This window comes from Arsenicicoccus cauae, assembly GCF_043162025.1.
Lineage (GTDB): Bacteria > Actinomycetota > Actinomycetes > Actinomycetales > Dermatophilaceae > Arsenicicoccus > Arsenicicoccus cauae.
Genome location: NZ_CP171001.1, coordinates 2823741 through 2840843, shown reverse-complemented (window position 1 = coordinate 2840843; position 17103 = coordinate 2823741). Strand labels below are relative to the sequence as shown.

Genomic DNA, 17103 nt, shown 5'->3' with positions numbered 1-17103 from the left:
CGCAGCAGGCCACCGTCGACGCGCCTGCTTGTCACAGATGACGGTGCTAACGTCAGGTGACAGCCCGTGTCATCTCTGGCAAGTCCAGCGATCGCACGACCCCCCCAGGCCCCAGGCCCCAGGCCCCAGGCGCGCCGCGCGGTCGCGGCGGCCGGCACCCGCGGCATGGTCAGAGCAGGCCGGCGTCGTGCATGCGGATGGCGATCTGGACGCGATTGTCCGCCTCGAGCTTGGTCAGCAGGTGGGTCACGTGGGACTTGACGGTGGCGACGGACAGGTAGAGCGAGGCTGCGATGCCGGCATTGGTGCGGCCCTCGCCGATGGCCAGCGCGATCTGGCGCTCGCGATCGGTCAGACCCGCCACCAGGGTCGAGGCGCGGCGCTGCCGCGTGTCGCTGGTGCGGGTGGACACCGCGTGGATGAGTCGCTGGGTCACGCTCGGCGACAGCGTCGGCTCCCCGGCCCGGACGCGGTGGATGGCCTGCACGATCTGCGGTGGGGGAGTGTCCTTGAGCAGGAAGCCGCTCGCCCCGGCACGCAGGGCCCGCAGCACGAGGTCGTCGGCGTCGGTGAAGGTGGGCTGCGGCGCCTCGACGGCGTCCTGCGGCTCACCGACCGGTGTGCTGCGCAGCACGCCGAGGATCTGACGCAGCTCGGTCAGGGCCTGCATCGAGGTGCCCTGGATGATCGTGGCCTCCTTGCGAATCTGCTCGCGGGACAGGTCGTCCCGGTAGGCGAGGGCACCGGCGTGCATGGACACCAGCGAGATCCGGTGGGCCAGCACATCGTGCATCTCGCGGGCGATGCGGGTGCGCTCGGCCTCGCGCGCGGACGAGATGCGCTGTACCTGCTCGCGTTCGGCGGTCTCTGCTCGCCACTGCCAGGTCGCGAACAGGTCGCGCCGGGCCCCGAGGTACAGGCCCCAGGCGATCTGGGCGGCGAGCACCAGCACCATCGTGGCGACGTTGAGCGCCGTTGGCATCGGATCGATCTCGGGATAGATGCGGGACACGGCCAGCGACGCCAGCATGGCGACGACGCCCGCGAGGGCGATGCGCGGCCAGCGCCGCCGCGTGGCGACCGAGACGAGGGCGACCGAGGCCGAGCCGCCGCTCGATGTCGACACGGCCGTCATCGCCTGCAGCAGGACCGGCACCAGCAGCGGGGAGCGCCGGTGCAGCGGCAGCAGCACGAGGGACAGGACCCCCACGACGAGGTCGACGAACGGCACCCAGCTCGCCAGCGGGCGGGAGAACTGGGGATCGTTCGATACCAGGAAGAGCAGCGTGCCGGTCACCGCCGCGAGCAGACCCCGCCAGACGTGCCCCCACACCGAGATGGGAGCCCACAGGTCCCGGGGCGGACGGCTGCTCATGGCAGCAGCCTAGGAGCCGGGGGGCCTGGAGGCGTCATCCCTAGGTCGCGTCGACCCTGGCCGATGGTCGGTCGCGGTATGGCGGAAGGCCCGACGCGTCTCGCAGGGTGCGTGCCGGGCTGGAGCAGATGTTCCTCGAGCTGACCGCGGGCGACGCGCGCGGCACCAACGGGCAGGAGGCTGTGGCATGAGCGCCACGACGACCCACCGCACGACCGGTCGCGACGAGAGCGGGCGCACCCCGGCGACCCGCGCCTCGGGCGGCCGCCCCGGCATCCCCTTCGGGCGGCTGCTGCACGTCGAGCTGCGCAAGCTCGTCGACACCCGCTCCGGCCGGTGGCTGCTCATCACGATCGGCCTGGTGACGGCGGCGGCGATCGCCCTCGTCCTGGCCTTCGCCGAGCGCGAGAGCCTGACCTTCACGACCTTCCTCACGGCCACGTCGACGCCGCTGATGATGCTGCTGCCGGTGCTCGGGATCCTCACCGGGACCTCGGAGTTCTCGCAGCGCACCGGGCTGGTCAGCTTCACCCAGGAGCCGCGCCGGCTCAGAGTGGTGGCCGCCAAGGCCGTGGCCGGCTGCATCGTCGCGGTCCTCGCGGTGGCGCTGGCCGTCGCCCTCGCCGCCGCGGCCAACGGCCTGGCCATGACGGTCAAGGACGCGCCGGGGACCTGGCCGAGCAGCTGGGCCCTCGTCGGAGGCGTCCTGCTGGCCATGATCCTCAGCGTCCTGCAGGGCGTCGCCTTCGGTCTGCTGATCGTGGTGCCGGGTGCGGCGATCGCGGCGTTCTTCATCCTCCCGACGGCGCTGACGATCCTGACCGCCAGCGTGGCGTGGTTCCGGAGCTCGGCGCCCTGGATCGACCCGAGCCAGTCCACCGCGCCGCTGCTGGCCGGGTCGATGACGGGCACGGACTGGCAGCACCTCGTCTCGTCGCAGGCGCTGTGGGTCCTGCTGCCCCTCGTGGTGGGTAGCGCGCTGCTGGTGCGGCGCGAGATCAAGTAGGGGACGCGGGCACCGACGGCATACGGCTCCGGGCCGGTCATCTGCGGGGGGAGATGACCGGCCCGGTCGTTCGTGCGTGGCCGCGCTGCAGGACGAGCCGATCAGGGCGCCGAGAAGGAGAGCGGTCAGGGCCACGGAGGAGGGACAGTCCATGAGTGTCGCCAACTCCAAGCAGCACTCATGCAGTCCTGCGACCCAGGGTCGGACGCGACGTCGCCCACGACGCCCCGCCTGATCACTGCGCGTGGGCGCTCTCGGGGGCCTCGCCTCCCTGCGGTGCGGTGCGGTGCATGATCGCCGAGACCTCCGCGGCGAGCTGCGGCCCGAGCTCGCCCCACCCCGGCTCGTAGCCGTAACGCTCGCGCAGGGACACGCCGCCGCCGGTGCCGTCGAGGAGCTCCACGTCGTCCATCGTGATCAGGGCCGGGTGCAGCACGCCGCAGGCCTCGGCCACCTTGAGCAGGTCGCGTCGCACGGTCATGAGGTAGTTCGCCAGTCGGACCGACTTGAGGGCGGGGTCGATGCCGCGGGACAGCCAGGGGTTCTGCGTGGCCACCCCCACCGGGCAGGTGTCGGTGTGGCACTTCTGGGCCTGGATGCAGCCGATCGCCAGCATGGCCTCCCGCGCCACGTTGACCATGTCGCAGCCCATGGCGAAGGCCACCACCGCGTTGTCGGGCAGCCCCAGCTTGCCCGCGCCGATGAAGGTGATGTCGTCGGTCAGCCCCCGCTCGGCGAACAGCGCGTAGATCCGCGGGAAGCCCATCCGGAACGGGAGGGACACGGAGTCGGAGAAGGTCAGGGGCGCCGCGCCGGTGCCGCCCTCGCCGCCGTCGACGGTGATGAAGTCGACCCCGCGCGTGCGGTCGGTCATCAGCTCGGCCAGCTCCTGCCAGAACTCTAGGTTGCCGACCGCCGACTTGATGCCGACGGGCAGCCCCGTGCGCTCGGCGATGGTCTCGACCCAGTCCAGAAGGCCGTCCACGCTGTCGAACTCGCCGTGACGCGATGGCGAGATGCAGTCCTTGCCGACCGGGATGCCGCGGATCTCGGCGATCTCCTCGGTCACCTTGGCGGCCGGCAGGACCCCGCCCAGCCCGGGCTTGGCACCCTGGGACAGCTTGATCTCGATGGCCCGGACGGGCGCCGACCCGACCAGGGCCGCCAGACGCTCCAGGTCGAACCTGCCCTCCCCGTCGCGGCAGCCGAAGTAGGACGTGCCGATCTGGAAGACGAGGTCGCCCCCTTGGCGGTGGTAGGGCGACAGCCCGCCCTCGCCGGTGTTGTGCAACGCCCCGGCCATGCCCACCCCCGCGTTGATGGCGCTGATGGCGTTGGCGGACAGGGACCCGAAGCTCATCGCCGACACGTTGACCACCGACTGCGGGCGGAACGCGTGCCGACGTCCGCGCGGACCCCCGAGGACCTTGGCCGACGGCAGCGGCGACTGCTCCGCCGGGTGGTCGTGGGTGGGCGGCGCGACGTCTGCGAACGTCCGGTGCTTGATGACCGCGTAGTTGGCGACCCGCTCCATGTCGTTGTCGGAGCCGAAGCCGAAGTAGTTGTTCTCCCTCTTGGCCGACGCGTAGACCCACCGCCGCTGATCCCGGGAGAACGGTCTTTCCTCGTCGTTGGCGGCGACGACGTACTGCCGCAGCTCCGGCCCGATCGCCTCGACGAGGAACCGGCCGTGGCCGATGACGGGGTAGTTGCGCAGCAGGGAGTGTCGTCGCTGCGTGAGGTCGTGGACGGCGACGCCGGCGATCGCGGCGAGGCCCCCGAGAGCGGCGGTCGTGAGCTTCATGACCCGAGTGTGAGCCCTGCTGCCGTCCGGCGCCCGGCGTCGGCGTGAACCGGCGATCACCTGGGTGTGCGCGCACCCGGTAGACTGACGCGGAAACCCTGGTGATCCGAGGCGCTGCAGCGCGCCCCCCGACGACAGAGATGGACGGCCCTGTGGCAACGACCAACGACCTCAAGAACGGCATGGTGCTCAACCTGGAGGGCCAGCTCTGGTCCGTGGTGGAGTTCCAGCACGTCAAGCCCGGCAAGGGTCCGGCCTTCGTGCGCACCAAGCTGAAGTCGGTGATGACCGGCAAGACGGTGGACAAGACCTTCAACGCCGGCACCAAGGTCGAGACGTCCAACGTCGACAAGCGGACGATGCAGTACCTCTACAAGGACGGCAACGACTTCGTCTTCATGGACGGCAAGACCTACGACCAGCTCCACGTGAGCGAGACCGTCGTGGGCTCGGCCGCCGACTACATGCTGGAGAACCAGGAGGCGATCGTCGCCACCCACGAGGGCTCCCCGCTCTACGTCGAGCTGCCCGCCTCCGTGGTCCTGGAGATCACCTACACCGAGCCGGGCCTGCAGGGTGACCGCTCCACGGGTGGCACCAAGCCTGCCACGCTGGAGACCGGCGCGCAGATCGCCGTCCCGCTCTTCCTCGAGAGCGGCACCAAGGTCAAGGTCGACACCCGGGACGGTTCCTACCTGGGCCGCGTCAGCTGACGTGTCGGCACGAGGCAAGGCTCGCAAGCGGGCGCTCGACATCCTCTTCGAGGCGGAGTCGCGGGGCATGAACGCCGCCGACCTGCTCGCCGAGCGGCTCGCGTCGCCGGTCCGAGCGGGTCAGGACGACCACCCCGTCCCGGAGTACTCCACGACCCTGGTGCAGGGTGTCGTCCGGCACTGGGTGGCGATCGACGAGGCGCTGACGACCTACGCGCAGGGCTGGACCCTGGACCGCATGCCGGCGGTGGACCGCGCCATCCTGCGGCTCGGGACCTTCGAGCTGGTCTACGGCGACGAGGTGCCGGAGGGCGTGGCGATCGCCGAGGCCGTGGCGCTGGCGCGGGAGCTGTCCACCGACGAGTCCCCGACCTTCGTCAACGGTCTGCTCGGCCGGCTGCAGCAGGTCAAGCCCACCCTGGTCTGAGCTCGCCGACGAGAGCTGCGAGGATCAGGCCTCGGGGATGCCGCGGCGGGCGGCCGGGTCGAGGACGCCCCAGCCGACGAGCTCGTCGGCCAGCTGCGCGGGTGAGGTGTCGTAGATGACGGCCAGGGTGCGCAGGTCCTCCTGGCGGATGGACAGCACCTTGCCGTTGTAGTCGCCGCGCTGGGACTGGATCGTCGCGGCGTAGCGGGCGAGGGGGCCGGCGCGCTCGGCCGAGACCTGGGAGAGGGCCTCGAGGTCGATGATGAGCTTGGCGGGGGCCTCGGTGGCTGGCGCGACCTCGGAGTCGGGCATCAGCGCGGACACGGGGACGCCGTAGAAGTCGGCGAGCTCGGAGAGCCGCTGCACGGTCACGGCCCGGTCCCCACGCTCGTAGGAACCCACCACGACGGCCTTCCAGCGACCCTGCGAGCGCTCCTCGACCGCGTGCAGGGACAGGCCCTGCTGGGTGCGGATGGAACGCAGCCGGGACCCGAGGGCCTTCGCGTAGTCGCTGGCCATGACTGTCTCCGATCACGTAACTGTCTGTAACAAAGAGATGGTTACTCACGGTGATCCTCGCGGCAAGCGCAACCGCCGAAAGCCCACTGGTATTCATCCATATGGGCACATGATTGACTCTGAGCGATTGAACAATCCGATTGCGTCATCGTGGACGTGGTGGATGTGCGCCCGATTGGCCCCGCCCTGTCCGATTGTGACCGTGCGCGAGGGTTCTGCCGTCCGGCGGCACCGGCGGCACCGGGGCGCGGGGACGGCGGTCACGACCACCCCTCGCGTCCCGCTAGGATCGGGGCGATCGACATCCTTTAACGACGTCCAGCGAGGCGAGAAGGAGGTCAGACGCGATGACGCCTGCCCCACAGACACCCCCCCAGTCATCCGACGACAACGGCACCGATGCCCGGATCGTCATGAGCGACAACGAGATCGCCCGGGCCCTGCGACGCATGGCCCACGAGGTTCTCGAGCGCAACAAGGGAGCGGAGGGCCTGGTCGTCCTCGGCATCCCCACCCGCGGCGTCCCCCTCGCCCGGCGCCTGGCCCGGACCATGGCCGAGGTCGAGGGCGCGGACGTCCCCGTGGGGGCGATCGACATCACGATGTACCGCGACGACCTGCGGCGCCGGCCGATCCGCCCCGCGGAAAGGCTCGACATCCCGTCCGACGGCATCGACGACAAGGTCGTCGTCCTCGTCGACGACGTGCTCTACTCCGGCCGCACCGTCCGCGCCGCCCTCGACGCGCTGGCCGACCTGGGACGCCCCCGCGTGGTCCGGCTCGCCGTGCTCGTCGACCGAGGCCACCGCGAGCTGCCCGTCCGTGCCGACCACGTCGGCAAGAACCTCCCCACCTCGTCCACCGAACGGGTCTCGGTGCTGCTCGCCGAGCGCGACGGCACCGACGAGGTCCGCATCTCCGGAGGCAACCGGTGAACAAGCACCTCCTGTCCATCAACGACCTGACCGCTGCGGACATCACGCAGATCCTCGACACCGCCGTGCAGATGCACGAGGTCCAGCACCGGGACATCAAGAAGTTGCCGACGCTGCGCGGGCGCACCGTCGTCAACTTCTTCTTCGAGGACTCCACGCGCACGCGTGGATCCTTCGAGCTCGCCGAGAAGTGGCTGTCCGCCGACTCGCTCAACATGGCCGGCAAGGGGTCGTCGTTGTCCAAGGGCGAGTCGCTGCGCGACACGGTGATGAACCTCCAGGCCATGGGCGTGGACGGCTTCGTGATCCGGCACATGTCCTCGGGCGCCCAGCAGCAGATCGCGTCGTGGGTCTCCGGCGTCGTCATCAACGCCGGCGACGGGACCCACGAGCACCCCACCCAGGCCCTGCTGGACGCCTACACGATGCGGCGCGAGCTGGGTGACCTCGACGGCCGTCACGTCGTGATCTGCGGCGACCTGCGCCACAGCCGCGTGTTCCGTTCCAACGTCCTGTGCCTGGCCAAGCTCGGCGCGACGGTCAGCGTGGTCGCGCCGCCCACCCTGATGCCGGACGGCATCCGGACCTGGGCCGAGCGTGATGGGTTCACCTGGTCCCACGACTTCGACGCGGAGATCCCCAAGGCCGACGTCGTCATGATGCTGCGTGTGCAGAAGGAACGCATGAGCGGCGGCTTCTTCCCCACGCCGCGGGAGTACATCGCGGGCTTCGGGCTCACGCCGCGGCGCCTCGAGCTCATGCGCGACGACGCGCTCATCTGCCACCCCGGCCCGATGAACCGCGGCCTGGAGATCTCCTCGGACGCCGCCGACGGCGCCCGCTCGGTCATCCTCGACCAGGTCTCCGGCGGCGTCGCCGTCCGCATGTCCGTGCTCTACCACCTGCTCGCCGGCGAAGGAGAGACCGCCTGATGTCCACCACCCTCATCACCGGTGCCAGCCTGCTCGGGGATCGCTCCGCCGACATCCTCGTCGTCGACGGCGTCATCCGCGAGATCGGCTCTGCCGCAGACATGTCCGTGGCCCAGGACGCCGTGGACGAGACGATCGACGCCGACGGGCTCGTCGCCCTCCCTGCGCTCGTGGACCTGCACACCCACCTGCGCGAGCCGGGGCGCGAGGACGCCGAGACGATCCGGACCGGGTCCGCGGCTGCGGCGGTGGGCGGCTACTCCGCGGTCTTCGCGATGGCCAACACCCAGCCCGTCACCGACACCCCGGAGAAGGCCGAGGAGGTCTGGCGCCGCGGGCGCGAGGCGGGCCTGGTCGACGTGATGCCCGTCGGTTCCGTCACCAAGGCGCTCGCGGGGGAGGAGCTGTCCGAGATCGGTCTCATGGCGCGCTCGCAGGCCCGGGTCCGGGTGTTCTCCGACGACGGCCGGTGCGTCCACGACAGCCGGCTCATGCGCCGCGCGCTGGAGTACGTCACGGCCTTCGACGGGGTGATCTCCCAGCACTCGCAGGACCCCAGGCTCGCCGACAGCACGGCCTGCTGCCACGAGGGCGAGCTGTCCGGGCGGCTGGGTCTGCCCGGGTGGCCGGACGCGGCCGAGGAGGTCGTCGTCGCCCGAGACGTGATGCTGGCCAAGCAGACCGGGGGGCGGGTGCACGTCGCCCACGTCTCCACGCCGGGCTCGCTCGAGGTCATCCGCTGGGCCAAGGGCAAGGGGATCGCGGTCACCGCCGAGGTGACCCCCCACCACCTGGTGCTCACCACGGACCTCCTGCAGGACTACGACACGGTCTACAAGGTCAACCCGCCCCTGCGGCCGAGCGAGTATGCCGAGGAGCTGCGCGCCGCCCTGGCCGACGGCACCATCGACGTCGTGGCCACCGACCACGCGCCGCACGTCGTGCACGACAAGGAGCACGCCTTCGCGGACGCCGCGTTCGGCATGCTCGGACTGGAGACCGCCCTGTCCGTGGTCAGCGACGTGATGGTGAGCACCGGGCGGATGTCCTGGTCCGACGTGGCGCGGGTCATGTCGACGCGGCCCGCCGAGATCGCCCGGCTGGAGGGGCACGGCAGGCCGATCGCCGAGGGGGAGCCCGCCAACTTCGTGCTCGTCGACCCCACGCGGTCTCTGACCGTGGACCGCGCTGCGAGCGCCTCGCTGTCGCGCAACAATCCGTGGCACGGGCGGACCCTCACCGGTGCCGTCCGCGCGACGATGCTGCGTGGGCGCATTACCGCCCGCGACGGCCGGCTCGCGTGACCCCCGTCCTCACACCTGAGCGGAGCATGTCGTGACCCTGCGCCTCGAACGCCAACCGGCCCTGCTGATCCTCGAGGACGGACGGACCTTCGCGGGTCGTTCCTACGGAGCGGTCGGCAGCACCGTCGGCGAGGCGGTCTTCTCCACCGGCATGACCGGCTACCAGGAGACCCTGACCGACCCCTCCTACCACCGTCAGGTGGTGGTCATGACCGCCCCGCACGTCGGCAACACCGGCGTCAACGGCGAGGACGACGAGTCGCACCGCATCTGGGTGTCCGGCTTCGTCGTGCGGGACCCCGCGCTGCGCCCGAGCAGCTGGCGCAGCACGGCCCCGCTGGAGGGCGAGCTGGAGCGCCAGGGCGTCGTCGGGATCTGCGAGATCGACACCCGCGCCCTCACGCGCCACCTGCGCGAGCGCGGCTCGATGAAGGTCGGCATCTTCTCCGGCGACGTGGCCGACACCCCCGTGGAGCGGCTGATCGACCGGGTCGTCTCCCAGCCCGCGATGGCCGGCTCGGCCCTGGCCGCCGAGGTCAGCGCCGACGAGCCGTACGTCGTGCGCCCCGAGGGCGAGCCACGCTACCGCGTGGCGGCGCTCGACCTCGGTATCAAGGGCATGACGCCGCAGCGCATGGCGGAGCGCGGCCTCGAGGTGCACGTCCTGCCGGCGACCTCGACGTTCTCCGACATACAGGCCCTCTCCCCGGACGCGGTGTTCATGTCCAACGGCCCGGGAGACCCGGCCGCGGCCGAGCACGAGGTGGGGGTGCTGCGCGAGGTCCTGGGCGCCCGCATCCCCTTCTTCGGCATCTGCTTCGGCAACCAGATCCTCGGGCGGGCCCTCGGCCTCGGCACCTACAAGCTCAAGTACGGCCACCGCGGGATCAACCAGCCGGTGATGGACCTGTCGACCCGCAAGGTCGAGATCACCGCGCAGAACCACGGGTTCGCCGTCGACGCGCCGATCGGCGAGGACCTCGACACCCCCTTCGGGCGGGCACGGGTGAGCCACGTCGGCCTCAACGACCAGGTGGTCGAGGGACTCGAGTGCCTCGACGTCCCGGCCTTCTCCGTGCAGTACCACCCCGAGGCGGCGGCGGGCCCGCACGACGCCGCCTACCTGTTCGACCGCTTCATCGACCTGATCGGCGCCGCCCAGCCTGAGGAGAACGCCCGCTGATGCCCCGCAACCCCGATATCACGAGCGTCCTGGTCATCGGCTCCGGCCCGATCGTCATCGGGCAGGCCTGCGAGTTCGACTACTCCGGCACCCAGGCCTGCCGCGTCCTGCGCGAGGAGGGGATCCGGGTCGTCCTGGTCAACTCCAACCCCGCCACGATCATGACCGACCCCGAGTTCGCCGACGCGACCTACGTCGAACCCATCACCCCCGAGGTGGTCGAGGCGATCATCGCCAAGGAGCGCCCGGACGCGGTCCTCGCCACCCTCGGCGGCCAGACCGCCCTCAACTGCGCGATGGCGCTGCACGAGGCGGGCGTGCTCGAGCGCTACGGCTGCCCGCTCATCGGCGCCAACGTCGAGGCGATCCAGCTGGGGGAGGACCGGGAGCGGTTCAAGGGCGTCGTGGAGCGCTGCGGTGCCGAGTCGGCCCGCTCGATCATCTGCCACACGATGGACGAGTGCCTCGACGCGGCGGGCGATCTCGGCTACCCGCTCGTCGTCCGGCCGTCGTTCACCATGGGCGGTCTCGGCTCCGGCTTCGCCTACGACGAGGCCGGCCTGCGGCGCATCGCGGGCGCCGGGCTGTTCGCCTCGCCGACCACCGAGGTGCTGCTCGAGGAGTCCATCCTCGGGTGGAAGGAGTACGAGCTCGAGGTGATGCGCGACCACGCCGACAACGTGGTGGTCGTCTGCTCCATCGAGAACCTCGACCCGATGGGCGTGCACACCGGCGACTCCATCACGGTGGCACCGGCCCTGACGCTGACCGACCGGGAGTACCAGAACCTGCGCGACATCGGCATCGCCGTCATCCGCGAGGTCGGCGTGGACACCGGCGGCTGCAACATCCAGTTCGCGGTCAACCCCGAGGACGGGAGGGTCATCGTCATCGAGATGAACCCCCGGGTGTCCCGGTCCTCCGCGCTGGCGTCCAAGGCGACCGGCTTCCCGATCGCCAAGATCGCCGCCAAGATGGCCATCGGCTACACCCTCGACGAGGTGCCCAACGACATCACCCGGGAGACGCCGGCGTCCTTCGAGCCGACCCTGGACTACGTCGTCGTCAAGGTCCCGCGGTTCGCCTTCGAGAAGTTCCCGGCCGCCGACCCGACGCTCACGACCACCATGAAGTCGGTCGGCGAGGCCATGGCGATCGGGCGCAACTTCACCGAGGCCCTGCAGAAGGCCGTGCGGTCCCTGGAGAAGAAGGACGCGGCCTTCCACTGGCGCGGCGATCGGCCCGGTCGTGACCAGGGTGCCGCCTGGCTGGAGCAGGCCAGGACGCCGACCGACGGCCGCATCCTGCTCGTCCAGCAGGCCCTGCGCGCCGGTATGACGGTCGAGGAGGTCCACGAGGCGACCCGCATCGACCCGTGGTTCCTCGACCAGATCGAGCTGCTCAACGAGGTCGCCCGCACCATCAAGGGCTCCGAGACGCTCACTCCCGCGCAGCTGCGGCTGGCCAAGCGCCACGGGTTCTCCGACACCCAGATTTCCCAGCTCACCGGCATGACCGAGCCGGTCGTACGCGGGGTGCGCCATGCCCTCGGCGTGCGCCCGGTGTTCAAGACCGTCGACACCTGCGCCGCCGAGTTCGCCGCCCAGACGCCGTACTACTACTCGTCGTACGACGAGGAGACCGAGGTGCTGCCTCGGGACAGGCCCGCGGTGATCATCCTCGGCAGCGGGCCGAACCGCATCGGCCAGGGCGTCGAGTTCGACTACTCGTGCGTGCACGCGAGCTTCGCGCTGCGCGACCAGGGCTACGACACCGTCATGGTCAACTGCAACCCCGAGACCGTGTCGACCGACTACGACACCAGCAGCCGGCTCTACTTCGAGCCGCTGACGCTGGAGGACGTCCTCGAGGTCTACCACGCCGAGCGCGCCGCGGGTCCGGTGGCCGGCGTCATCGTCCAGCTGGGCGGGCAGACGCCGCTCGGGCTGGCCCAGGCGCTCAAGGACGAGGGGCTGCCGGTGGTCGGTACGTCGCCCGAGGCCATCCACCTCGCCGAGGACCGCGCCGCGTTCGGCCGGGTCATGCACGAGGCCCAGCTGCCCGCCCCCAGGTTCGGCACCGCCTACTCGGCCGCCGAGGCCCTCGAGGTGGCCCGCGAGATCGGTTACCCGGTCCTCGTCCGCCCCTCCTACGTCCTCGGCGGGCGCGGCATGCAGATCGTGTATGACGACCAGACCCTCACCGACTACGTCACGCGCGCGGCGCTGGCCAGCCCCGACCACCCGATCCTCGTGGACCGCTTCCTCGACGACGCCATCGAGATCGACGTCGACGTGCTCTACGACGGGCAGGAGATGTACGTCGGGGCGATCATGGAGCACATCGAGGAGGCCGGGATCCACTCCGGAGACTCCTCGTGCGTGCTGCCGCCGGTGACGCTGGGGCGCGCCGAGATCGACCGGGTTCGGGAGTCCACCCGCCGGCTGGCGGCCAGCATCGGGGTCCGGGGGCTGATGAACGTCCAGTTCGCCCTGGCCCAGGACATCCTCTACGTCCTCGAGGCCAATCCCCGGGCCTCGCGCACCGTGCCGTTCGTCGCCAAGGCGACCGGCGTCCAGGTCGCCAAGGCGGCGTCGCGGATCATGATGGGCGCCACCATCGCCGAGCTCCGCCGCGAGGGCCTGCTGCCGTCCGAGGGCGACGGCGCGTCCCTGCCGATCGAGGCCGGCACGGCGGTCAAGGAGGCCGTGCTGCCGTTCAAGCGGTTCGTCACGCAGGACGGGGAGTTCGTCGACACCATCCTCGGCCCCGAGATGCGCTCCACCGGCGAGGTCATGGGCCTCGCGGACGACTTCGGGACGGCCTTCGCCAAGAGCCAGCTCGGCGCGTTCGGGGGGCTGCCCTCGGAGGGGACCGTCTTCATCTCGGTCGCCAACCGGCACAAGCGCGCCATGATCTTTCCCTGCAAGCGGCTCGCGGACCTGGGCTTCCGGATCCTCGCGACCCAGGGCACGGCCGACGTGCTGCGGCGCAACGGGGTCCGTGCCGAGGCCGTGCGCAAGCACAGCGAGGGCCGTGGCCCGGCGGGGGAGCCGACCGTCGTGGACCTGATCCTCGACGGCGAGGTCGACATGGTGGTCAACACCCCCACGAGCCCGGAGGCGCGCGCCGACGGCTACACCATCCGCACCGCCACCACCAGCATGGACAAGCCCATCATCACGACGGTCCAGCAGCTCGCCGCCGCCGTGCAGGGCATCGAGTCGATGCGAGACGGCTCCGTGTCGGTGATCTCGCTGCAGGAGCACGCCGAGCGCCTGGCCCAGCACGGCGCCCACGCGGCCGGGTGAGCCGGCCCGTGGCCCGAGGAGACCGGGTGAGCACCCACCGACCGGAGGAGACGCCGTGAACCCGACCCCCTTCGGCACGCGGCTGCGCGCCGCCATGGACGCGCACGGCCCGTTGTGCGTCGGCATCGACCCGCACCAGCAGCTCGTGGAGTCCTGGGGACTGCCGTACACCCTCGCCGGGGTGGAGCGCTTCGCGATGACCTGCGTCGAGGCCTTCGGGGGGCAGGTGGCCTGCGTCAAGCCGCAGTCCGCCTTCTTCGAGGTCTTCGGGTCGCGCGGCGTGGCGCTCCTCGAGCGGGTCCAGTCCGGGCTGCGGCAGGCCGGCACCCTGACGATCCTCGACGTCAAGCGCGGTGACATCGGCTCCACCATGACGGCCTACGCCGAGGCCTTCCTCGGCAAGGACAGATCCGACGCGGTCGACGCGATCACGGTCTCGCCGTACCTCGGCTACGGCTCGCTGCGTCCCGCGCTCGACCTCGCCGCCGCAACCGGCCGCGGTGTCTTCGTGCTGGCGCTCACCTCCAACCCGGAGGGAGCGTCCGTGCAGCACGCGCGGGGCGCAGGGGGGCGCTCGGTCGCCGGGGAGGTCGTGGCGGGAGCCGCCGCGGACAACGCGGCGGCGAGGGAGTCCGGACGGCTCGGCTCGGTCGGGCTGGTCGTCGGTGCCACCGTCGGGACCGCCGTCCGGGACCTGGGCCTGGACTTGACCTCGATGGGGGGACCCCTGCTCGCCCCGGGCGTGGGGGCCCAGGGCGGCACGGCCGAGAGCCTTCGCCAGGTCTTCGGCGAGGCGCTGCCCCAGGTGCTTGCGTCCAGCTCACGCGAGGTCCTGTCGGCCGGGCCGGACGTGCCGGTCCTGCGCGAGGCCGCGCGACGGACGGGTCGGCAGATGCGCGCCCTGGTGGCCCTGTCCGGCTGAGCGGCACGAATGTGCGCGTCAAATGTCCGGATTCGTTCCCGACGATGTCGGACGGGGAGCTAGGCTCGTCACACGCCGCGCGGGCCCGGCCCCGCGTTGCGGCTGCGCTGGCCCCGCCAGTACGTTGTCCACAAGCATCACCGACCGGCGCTGGCCAGCCCGGTCCAGACCCACCGAGGAGACTCCTGTGGCCTTGCCGACCCTGACCCCCGAGCAGCGAGCCGAGGCACTGGAGAAGGCCGCCGTCGCTCGACGCGAGCGCGCTGCGGTCAAGAACCAGCTCAAGTACGGCCAGGGCTCGCTGCGCTCGGTCCTCGCCGAGGGCAAGTCCAACGACGTCATCGGCAAGATGAAGGTCTACGTGCTGCTGGAGTCGCTGCCCGGCGTCGGCCAGGTGCGGGCCCGGCAGATCATGGAGGAGGTCGGGATCTCGCGCACCCGACGCGTGCGTGGGCTCGGCGCCAACCAGATCGCGGCGCTGCTCGCCCGCTTCGAGAACTGAGCGCGATGCCCGAGGCCGCTGCGCCCGGCCCTCGACTGGTGGTCCTCGCCGGACCAACGGCCGTCGGCAAGGGGACGGTGGCGGCCTACGTCCGCGACCACCACCCCGAGGTGTGGTTGTCCGTCTCCGCCACGACCCGGGCCCCCCGCCCCGGCGAGCGCGACGGCGTCCACTACCACTTCCTGGACCGCGAGGAGTTCGAGCGCCGCCGCGACGCGGGGGAGTTCCTCGAGTGGGCCACTGTCCACGGGACGCACCTCTACGGCACGCCCCGCTGGCCCGTCGACGAGGTCCTCGCCGAGGGCCGACCCGCCCTCCTGGAGATCGACCTGCAGGGCGCCCGCCAGGTGCGCGAGTCCATGCCCGAGGCGCAGTTCGTCTTCCTCGCGCCCCCGAGCTGGGACGAGCTGGTGCGCCGGCTGGTCGGCCGGGGCACCGAGGACGAGGCGGAGCGAGCCCGGCGGCTGACCACCGCTCGGGCCGAGATCGCCGCCCAGGCGGAGTTCGACGTCACCGTCGTCAACGACGATGTTCGCCGCGCGGCCGAGGAACTCGTATCATTGATGAGATCCACCCATCGACTGAAGCGAGACTGACTGTGCCTGGCACCGTTGCTGCCCCCATCGGGATCACCAACCCGCCGATCGACGACCTGCTCCAGGTTGCGGACTCCAAGTACGCACTGGTCATCTACTCGGCCAAGCGCGCCCGGCAGATCAACGCCTACTACTCGCAGCTGTCCGAGGGTCTGCTGGAGTACGTCGGGCCCCTGGTCGAGACCCAGGTCCACGAGAAGCCCCTGTCGATCGCCCTGCGCGAGATCAACGACGGTCTGCTCACCTCCGAGCCCACCGAGGGCTGATCCGCCCCATGGCTGTCCACGGGGACAGCAACAGCGTCGGCCCCCGTCGCGTCGTCCTCGGCGTCGGCGGGGGCATCGCTGCCTACAAGGCCGCCTCCCTGCTGCGCCGCTTCACCGAGTCCGGACACGACGTGACCGTCGTCCCGACCGAGGCGGCGCTGCGGTTCGTGGGGGAGCCCACGTGGTCGGCGCTGTCCGGCAAGCGCGTCACCCACGAGGTCTTCGACGACGTCGAGCAGGTGCGGCACGTGCTGCTCGGCCAGCAGGCGGACCTGGTCGTCGTCGCCCCGTGCACCGCCAACCTGCTCGCCAAGGCGGCGCACGGCCTGGCCGACGACCTGCTGACCAATGTCCTGCTGACGGCGCGCTGCCCGGTGGTGCTGGCCCCGGCCATGCACACGGAGATGTGGCAGCACCCGGCGACGGTGGCCAACGTCGCTACCCTGCGCGCCCGTGGTGTCACCGTGATCGAGCCCGCGTCCGGGAGGCTGACGGGCTCGGACACCGGTCCCGGGCGGCTCCCCGAGCCCGATGACATCTACGCCGCAGCCGTCCGCGCGCTCGAGCCCGGGACGGACCCGCGCCAGGACCTCGACGGGGTGGTCGTCGTGGTCTCCGCCGGCGGCACCCGCGAGGCGCTGGACCCCGTCCGCTACCTCGGCAACCGGTCCAGCGGCAAGCAGGGGGTCGCGATCGCCGAGGCGGCGGCCGCGCGCGGTGCCGACGTCGTCCTCGTGGCGGGCGCGGTCGACATACGACTGCCCGACCATCCCCGCATCGTCACCCGCAGGATCGAGTCCGCCCTGGACCTGCAGGCTCAGCTGGCCGACCTGAGCAAGGACGCCGACGTGATCATCATGGCCGCCGCCGTCGCCGACTTCCGGCCACGGCACGTGGCCACGGCCAAGATCAAGAAGACCCACGGCCAGGGCGCCGACGGCGGGCCTGACGAGTCCGCCCCCACGATCGAGCTCGTCCGCAACCCGGACATCCTCGCCGAGCTCGTGCGCGAGCGGCACCGCCAGGGCGGCCAGGTGCCCTACATCGTGGGCTTCGCCGCCGAGACGGGGGACGCGGAGCACTCCGTGCTGGAGCTCGCCCAGGACAAGCTGCGGCGCAAGGGCTGCGACCTCCTCGTCGTCAACCAGGTCGGGGTCGGCGTGACCTTCGGCCAGGACGACAACACCGTGACGATCCTGCGCCGCGACGGGGGCGCGCCCGTCACCGCGGGACCCACGACCAAGACGCGCGTCTCACACGCGCTCCTCGACGTCATCGCCACCGAACTGCGGCGCTAGACTCCCGGCA

Annotated in this window: 16 protein-coding genes; 13 read left to right on the top strand and 3 right to left on the bottom strand. The window is 71.3% G+C overall.

Translation table 11 applies throughout. From position 1 onward, the window contains the following. Window positions 1–169: 169 nt before the first annotated feature. The gene (locus ACF3NS_RS13305; RefSeq protein ID WP_392466572.1) at window positions 170–1375 is read right to left on the bottom strand and encodes a histidine kinase; all 1206 of its coding nucleotides are present in this window, start codon (window positions 1373–1375) and stop codon (window positions 170–172) included. Window positions 1376–1562: 187 nt separating this feature from the next. Between ACF3NS_RS13305 and ACF3NS_RS13300 the strand changes: the two genes are divergently transcribed. After that, window positions 1563–2381, top strand: coding sequence for an ABC transporter permease (locus tag ACF3NS_RS13300; RefSeq protein ID WP_392466571.1), 819 nt, complete (start codon window positions 1563–1565; stop codon window positions 2379–2381). 235 nt (window positions 2382–2616) lie between these two features. Here the strand turns inward: ACF3NS_RS13300 and ACF3NS_RS13295 are convergent, their stop codons facing one another. Further along, entirely contained in the window at window positions 2617–4185 is a 1569-nt protein-coding gene (locus tag ACF3NS_RS13295; RefSeq protein WP_392466569.1) for an FMN-binding glutamate synthase family protein, read from the bottom strand. A 152-nt stretch (window positions 4186–4337) separates the two neighbouring features. Between ACF3NS_RS13295 and efp the strand changes: the two genes are divergently transcribed. Continuing rightward, window positions 4338–4898 carry an elongation factor P gene (efp, locus tag ACF3NS_RS13290; protein WP_288798332.1) on the top strand — a complete coding sequence of 187 codons (561 nt, stop codon included), beginning with the start codon at window positions 4338–4340 and terminating at the stop codon, window positions 4896–4898. Window position 4899: 1 nt separating this feature from the next. Beyond that, window positions 4900–5325 carry a transcription antitermination factor NusB gene (gene nusB / locus ACF3NS_RS13285; protein ID WP_288798331.1) on the top strand — a complete coding sequence of 142 codons (426 nt, stop codon included), beginning with the start codon at window positions 4900–4902 and terminating at the stop codon, window positions 5323–5325. Between the two features lie 24 nt (window positions 5326–5349). Here nusB and ACF3NS_RS13280 read toward each other — a convergent pair whose 3' ends face one another. Then, window positions 5350–5844, bottom strand: a complete 495-nt coding sequence (locus tag ACF3NS_RS13280) for a transcriptional regulator (RefSeq protein WP_154594422.1) — start codon at window positions 5842–5844, stop codon at window positions 5350–5352. A 347-nt stretch (window positions 5845–6191) separates the two neighbouring features. Here ACF3NS_RS13280 and pyrR point away from each other — a divergent pair, with 347 nt between their 5' ends. From pyrR to coaBC, 10 genes are all read left to right on the top strand, one after another. Continuing rightward, complete coding sequence (pyrR, locus tag ACF3NS_RS13275; RefSeq protein ID WP_392466566.1) at window positions 6192–6779, top strand: bifunctional pyr operon transcriptional regulator/uracil phosphoribosyltransferase PyrR; 588 nt, start codon at window positions 6192–6194, stop codon at window positions 6777–6779. After that, entirely contained in the window at window positions 6776–7711 is a 936-nt protein-coding gene (locus ACF3NS_RS13270; RefSeq protein ID WP_311966723.1) for an aspartate carbamoyltransferase catalytic subunit, read from the top strand. The genes pyrR and ACF3NS_RS13270 overlap by 4 nt, the downstream gene beginning before the upstream one ends. After that, on the top strand, window positions 7711–9015 hold the full coding sequence (locus tag ACF3NS_RS13265) for a dihydroorotase (protein WP_392466565.1): 1305 nt from the start codon (window positions 7711–7713) through the stop codon (window positions 9013–9015). Before ACF3NS_RS13270 ends, ACF3NS_RS13265 begins: the two co-directional genes overlap by 1 nt. A 31-nt stretch (window positions 9016–9046) precedes the next feature. Beyond that, entirely contained in the window at window positions 9047–10198 is a 1152-nt protein-coding gene (gene carA / locus ACF3NS_RS13260; protein ID WP_392466563.1) for a glutamine-hydrolyzing carbamoyl-phosphate synthase small subunit, read from the top strand. Next, the gene (gene carB / locus ACF3NS_RS13255; RefSeq protein WP_288798325.1) at window positions 10198–13509 is read left to right on the top strand and encodes a carbamoyl-phosphate synthase large subunit; all 3312 of its coding nucleotides are present in this window, start codon (window positions 10198–10200) and stop codon (window positions 13507–13509) included. Before carA ends, carB begins: the two co-directional genes overlap by 1 nt. A 55-nt stretch (window positions 13510–13564) precedes the next feature. Continuing rightward, a complete protein-coding gene (pyrF, locus tag ACF3NS_RS13250) occupies window positions 13565–14431 on the top strand; it encodes an orotidine-5'-phosphate decarboxylase (protein WP_311966722.1) in 867 nt (288 codons plus the stop codon). A gap of 187 nt (window positions 14432–14618) precedes the next feature. Next, entirely contained in the window at window positions 14619–14933 is a 315-nt protein-coding gene (gene mihF, locus ACF3NS_RS13245) for an integration host factor, actinobacterial type (protein WP_019286116.1), read from the top strand. Between the two features lie 5 nt (window positions 14934–14938). Next, window positions 14939–15529, top strand: a complete 591-nt coding sequence (gmk, locus tag ACF3NS_RS13240; protein ID WP_288798321.1) for a guanylate kinase — start codon at window positions 14939–14941, stop codon at window positions 15527–15529. Window positions 15530–15531: 2 nt separating this feature from the next. After that, window positions 15532–15795: a DNA-directed RNA polymerase subunit omega gene (rpoZ, locus tag ACF3NS_RS13235; protein ID WP_019286114.1), complete on the top strand. Its 264-nt coding sequence runs from the start codon at window positions 15532–15534 to the stop codon at window positions 15793–15795. Between the two features lie 8 nt (window positions 15796–15803). After that, a complete protein-coding gene (gene coaBC / locus ACF3NS_RS13230; RefSeq protein ID WP_154594417.1) occupies window positions 15804–17093 on the top strand; it encodes a bifunctional phosphopantothenoylcysteine decarboxylase/phosphopantothenate--cysteine ligase CoaBC in 1290 nt (429 codons plus the stop codon). The last annotated feature ends 10 nt before the right edge of the window (window positions 17094–17103 follow it).

Bases quoted from the DNA above. Each gene is read 5' to 3' on its own strand.
- ACF3NS_RS13280 (WP_154594422.1), bottom strand. From the start codon at position 5,844: ATGGCCAGCGACTACGCGAAGGCCCTCGGGTCCCGGCTGCGTTCCATC.
- ACF3NS_RS13300 (WP_392466571.1), top strand. From the start codon at position 1,563: ATGAGCGCCACGACGACCCACCGCACGACCGGTCGCGACGAGAGCGGG.
- ACF3NS_RS13295 (WP_392466569.1), bottom strand. From the start codon at position 4,185: ATGAAGCTCACGACCGCCGCTCTCGGGGGCCTCGCCGCGATCGCCGGC.
- carB (WP_288798325.1), top strand. From the start codon at position 10,198: ATGCCCCGCAACCCCGATATCACGAGCGTCCTGGTCATCGGCTCCGGC.
- gmk (WP_288798321.1), top strand. From the start codon at position 14,939: ATGCCCGAGGCCGCTGCGCCCGGCCCTCGACTGGTGGTCCTCGCCGGA.
- ACF3NS_RS13305 (WP_392466572.1), bottom strand. From the start codon at position 1,375: ATGAGCAGCCGTCCGCCCCGGGACCTGTGGGCTCCCATCTCGGTGTGG.
- pyrR (WP_392466566.1), top strand. From the start codon at position 6,192: ATGACGCCTGCCCCACAGACACCCCCCCAGTCATCCGACGACAACGGC.
- coaBC (WP_154594417.1), top strand. From the start codon at position 15,804: ATGGCTGTCCACGGGGACAGCAACAGCGTCGGCCCCCGTCGCGTCGTC.
- ACF3NS_RS13265 (WP_392466565.1), top strand. From the start codon at position 7,711: ATGTCCACCACCCTCATCACCGGTGCCAGCCTGCTCGGGGATCGCTCC.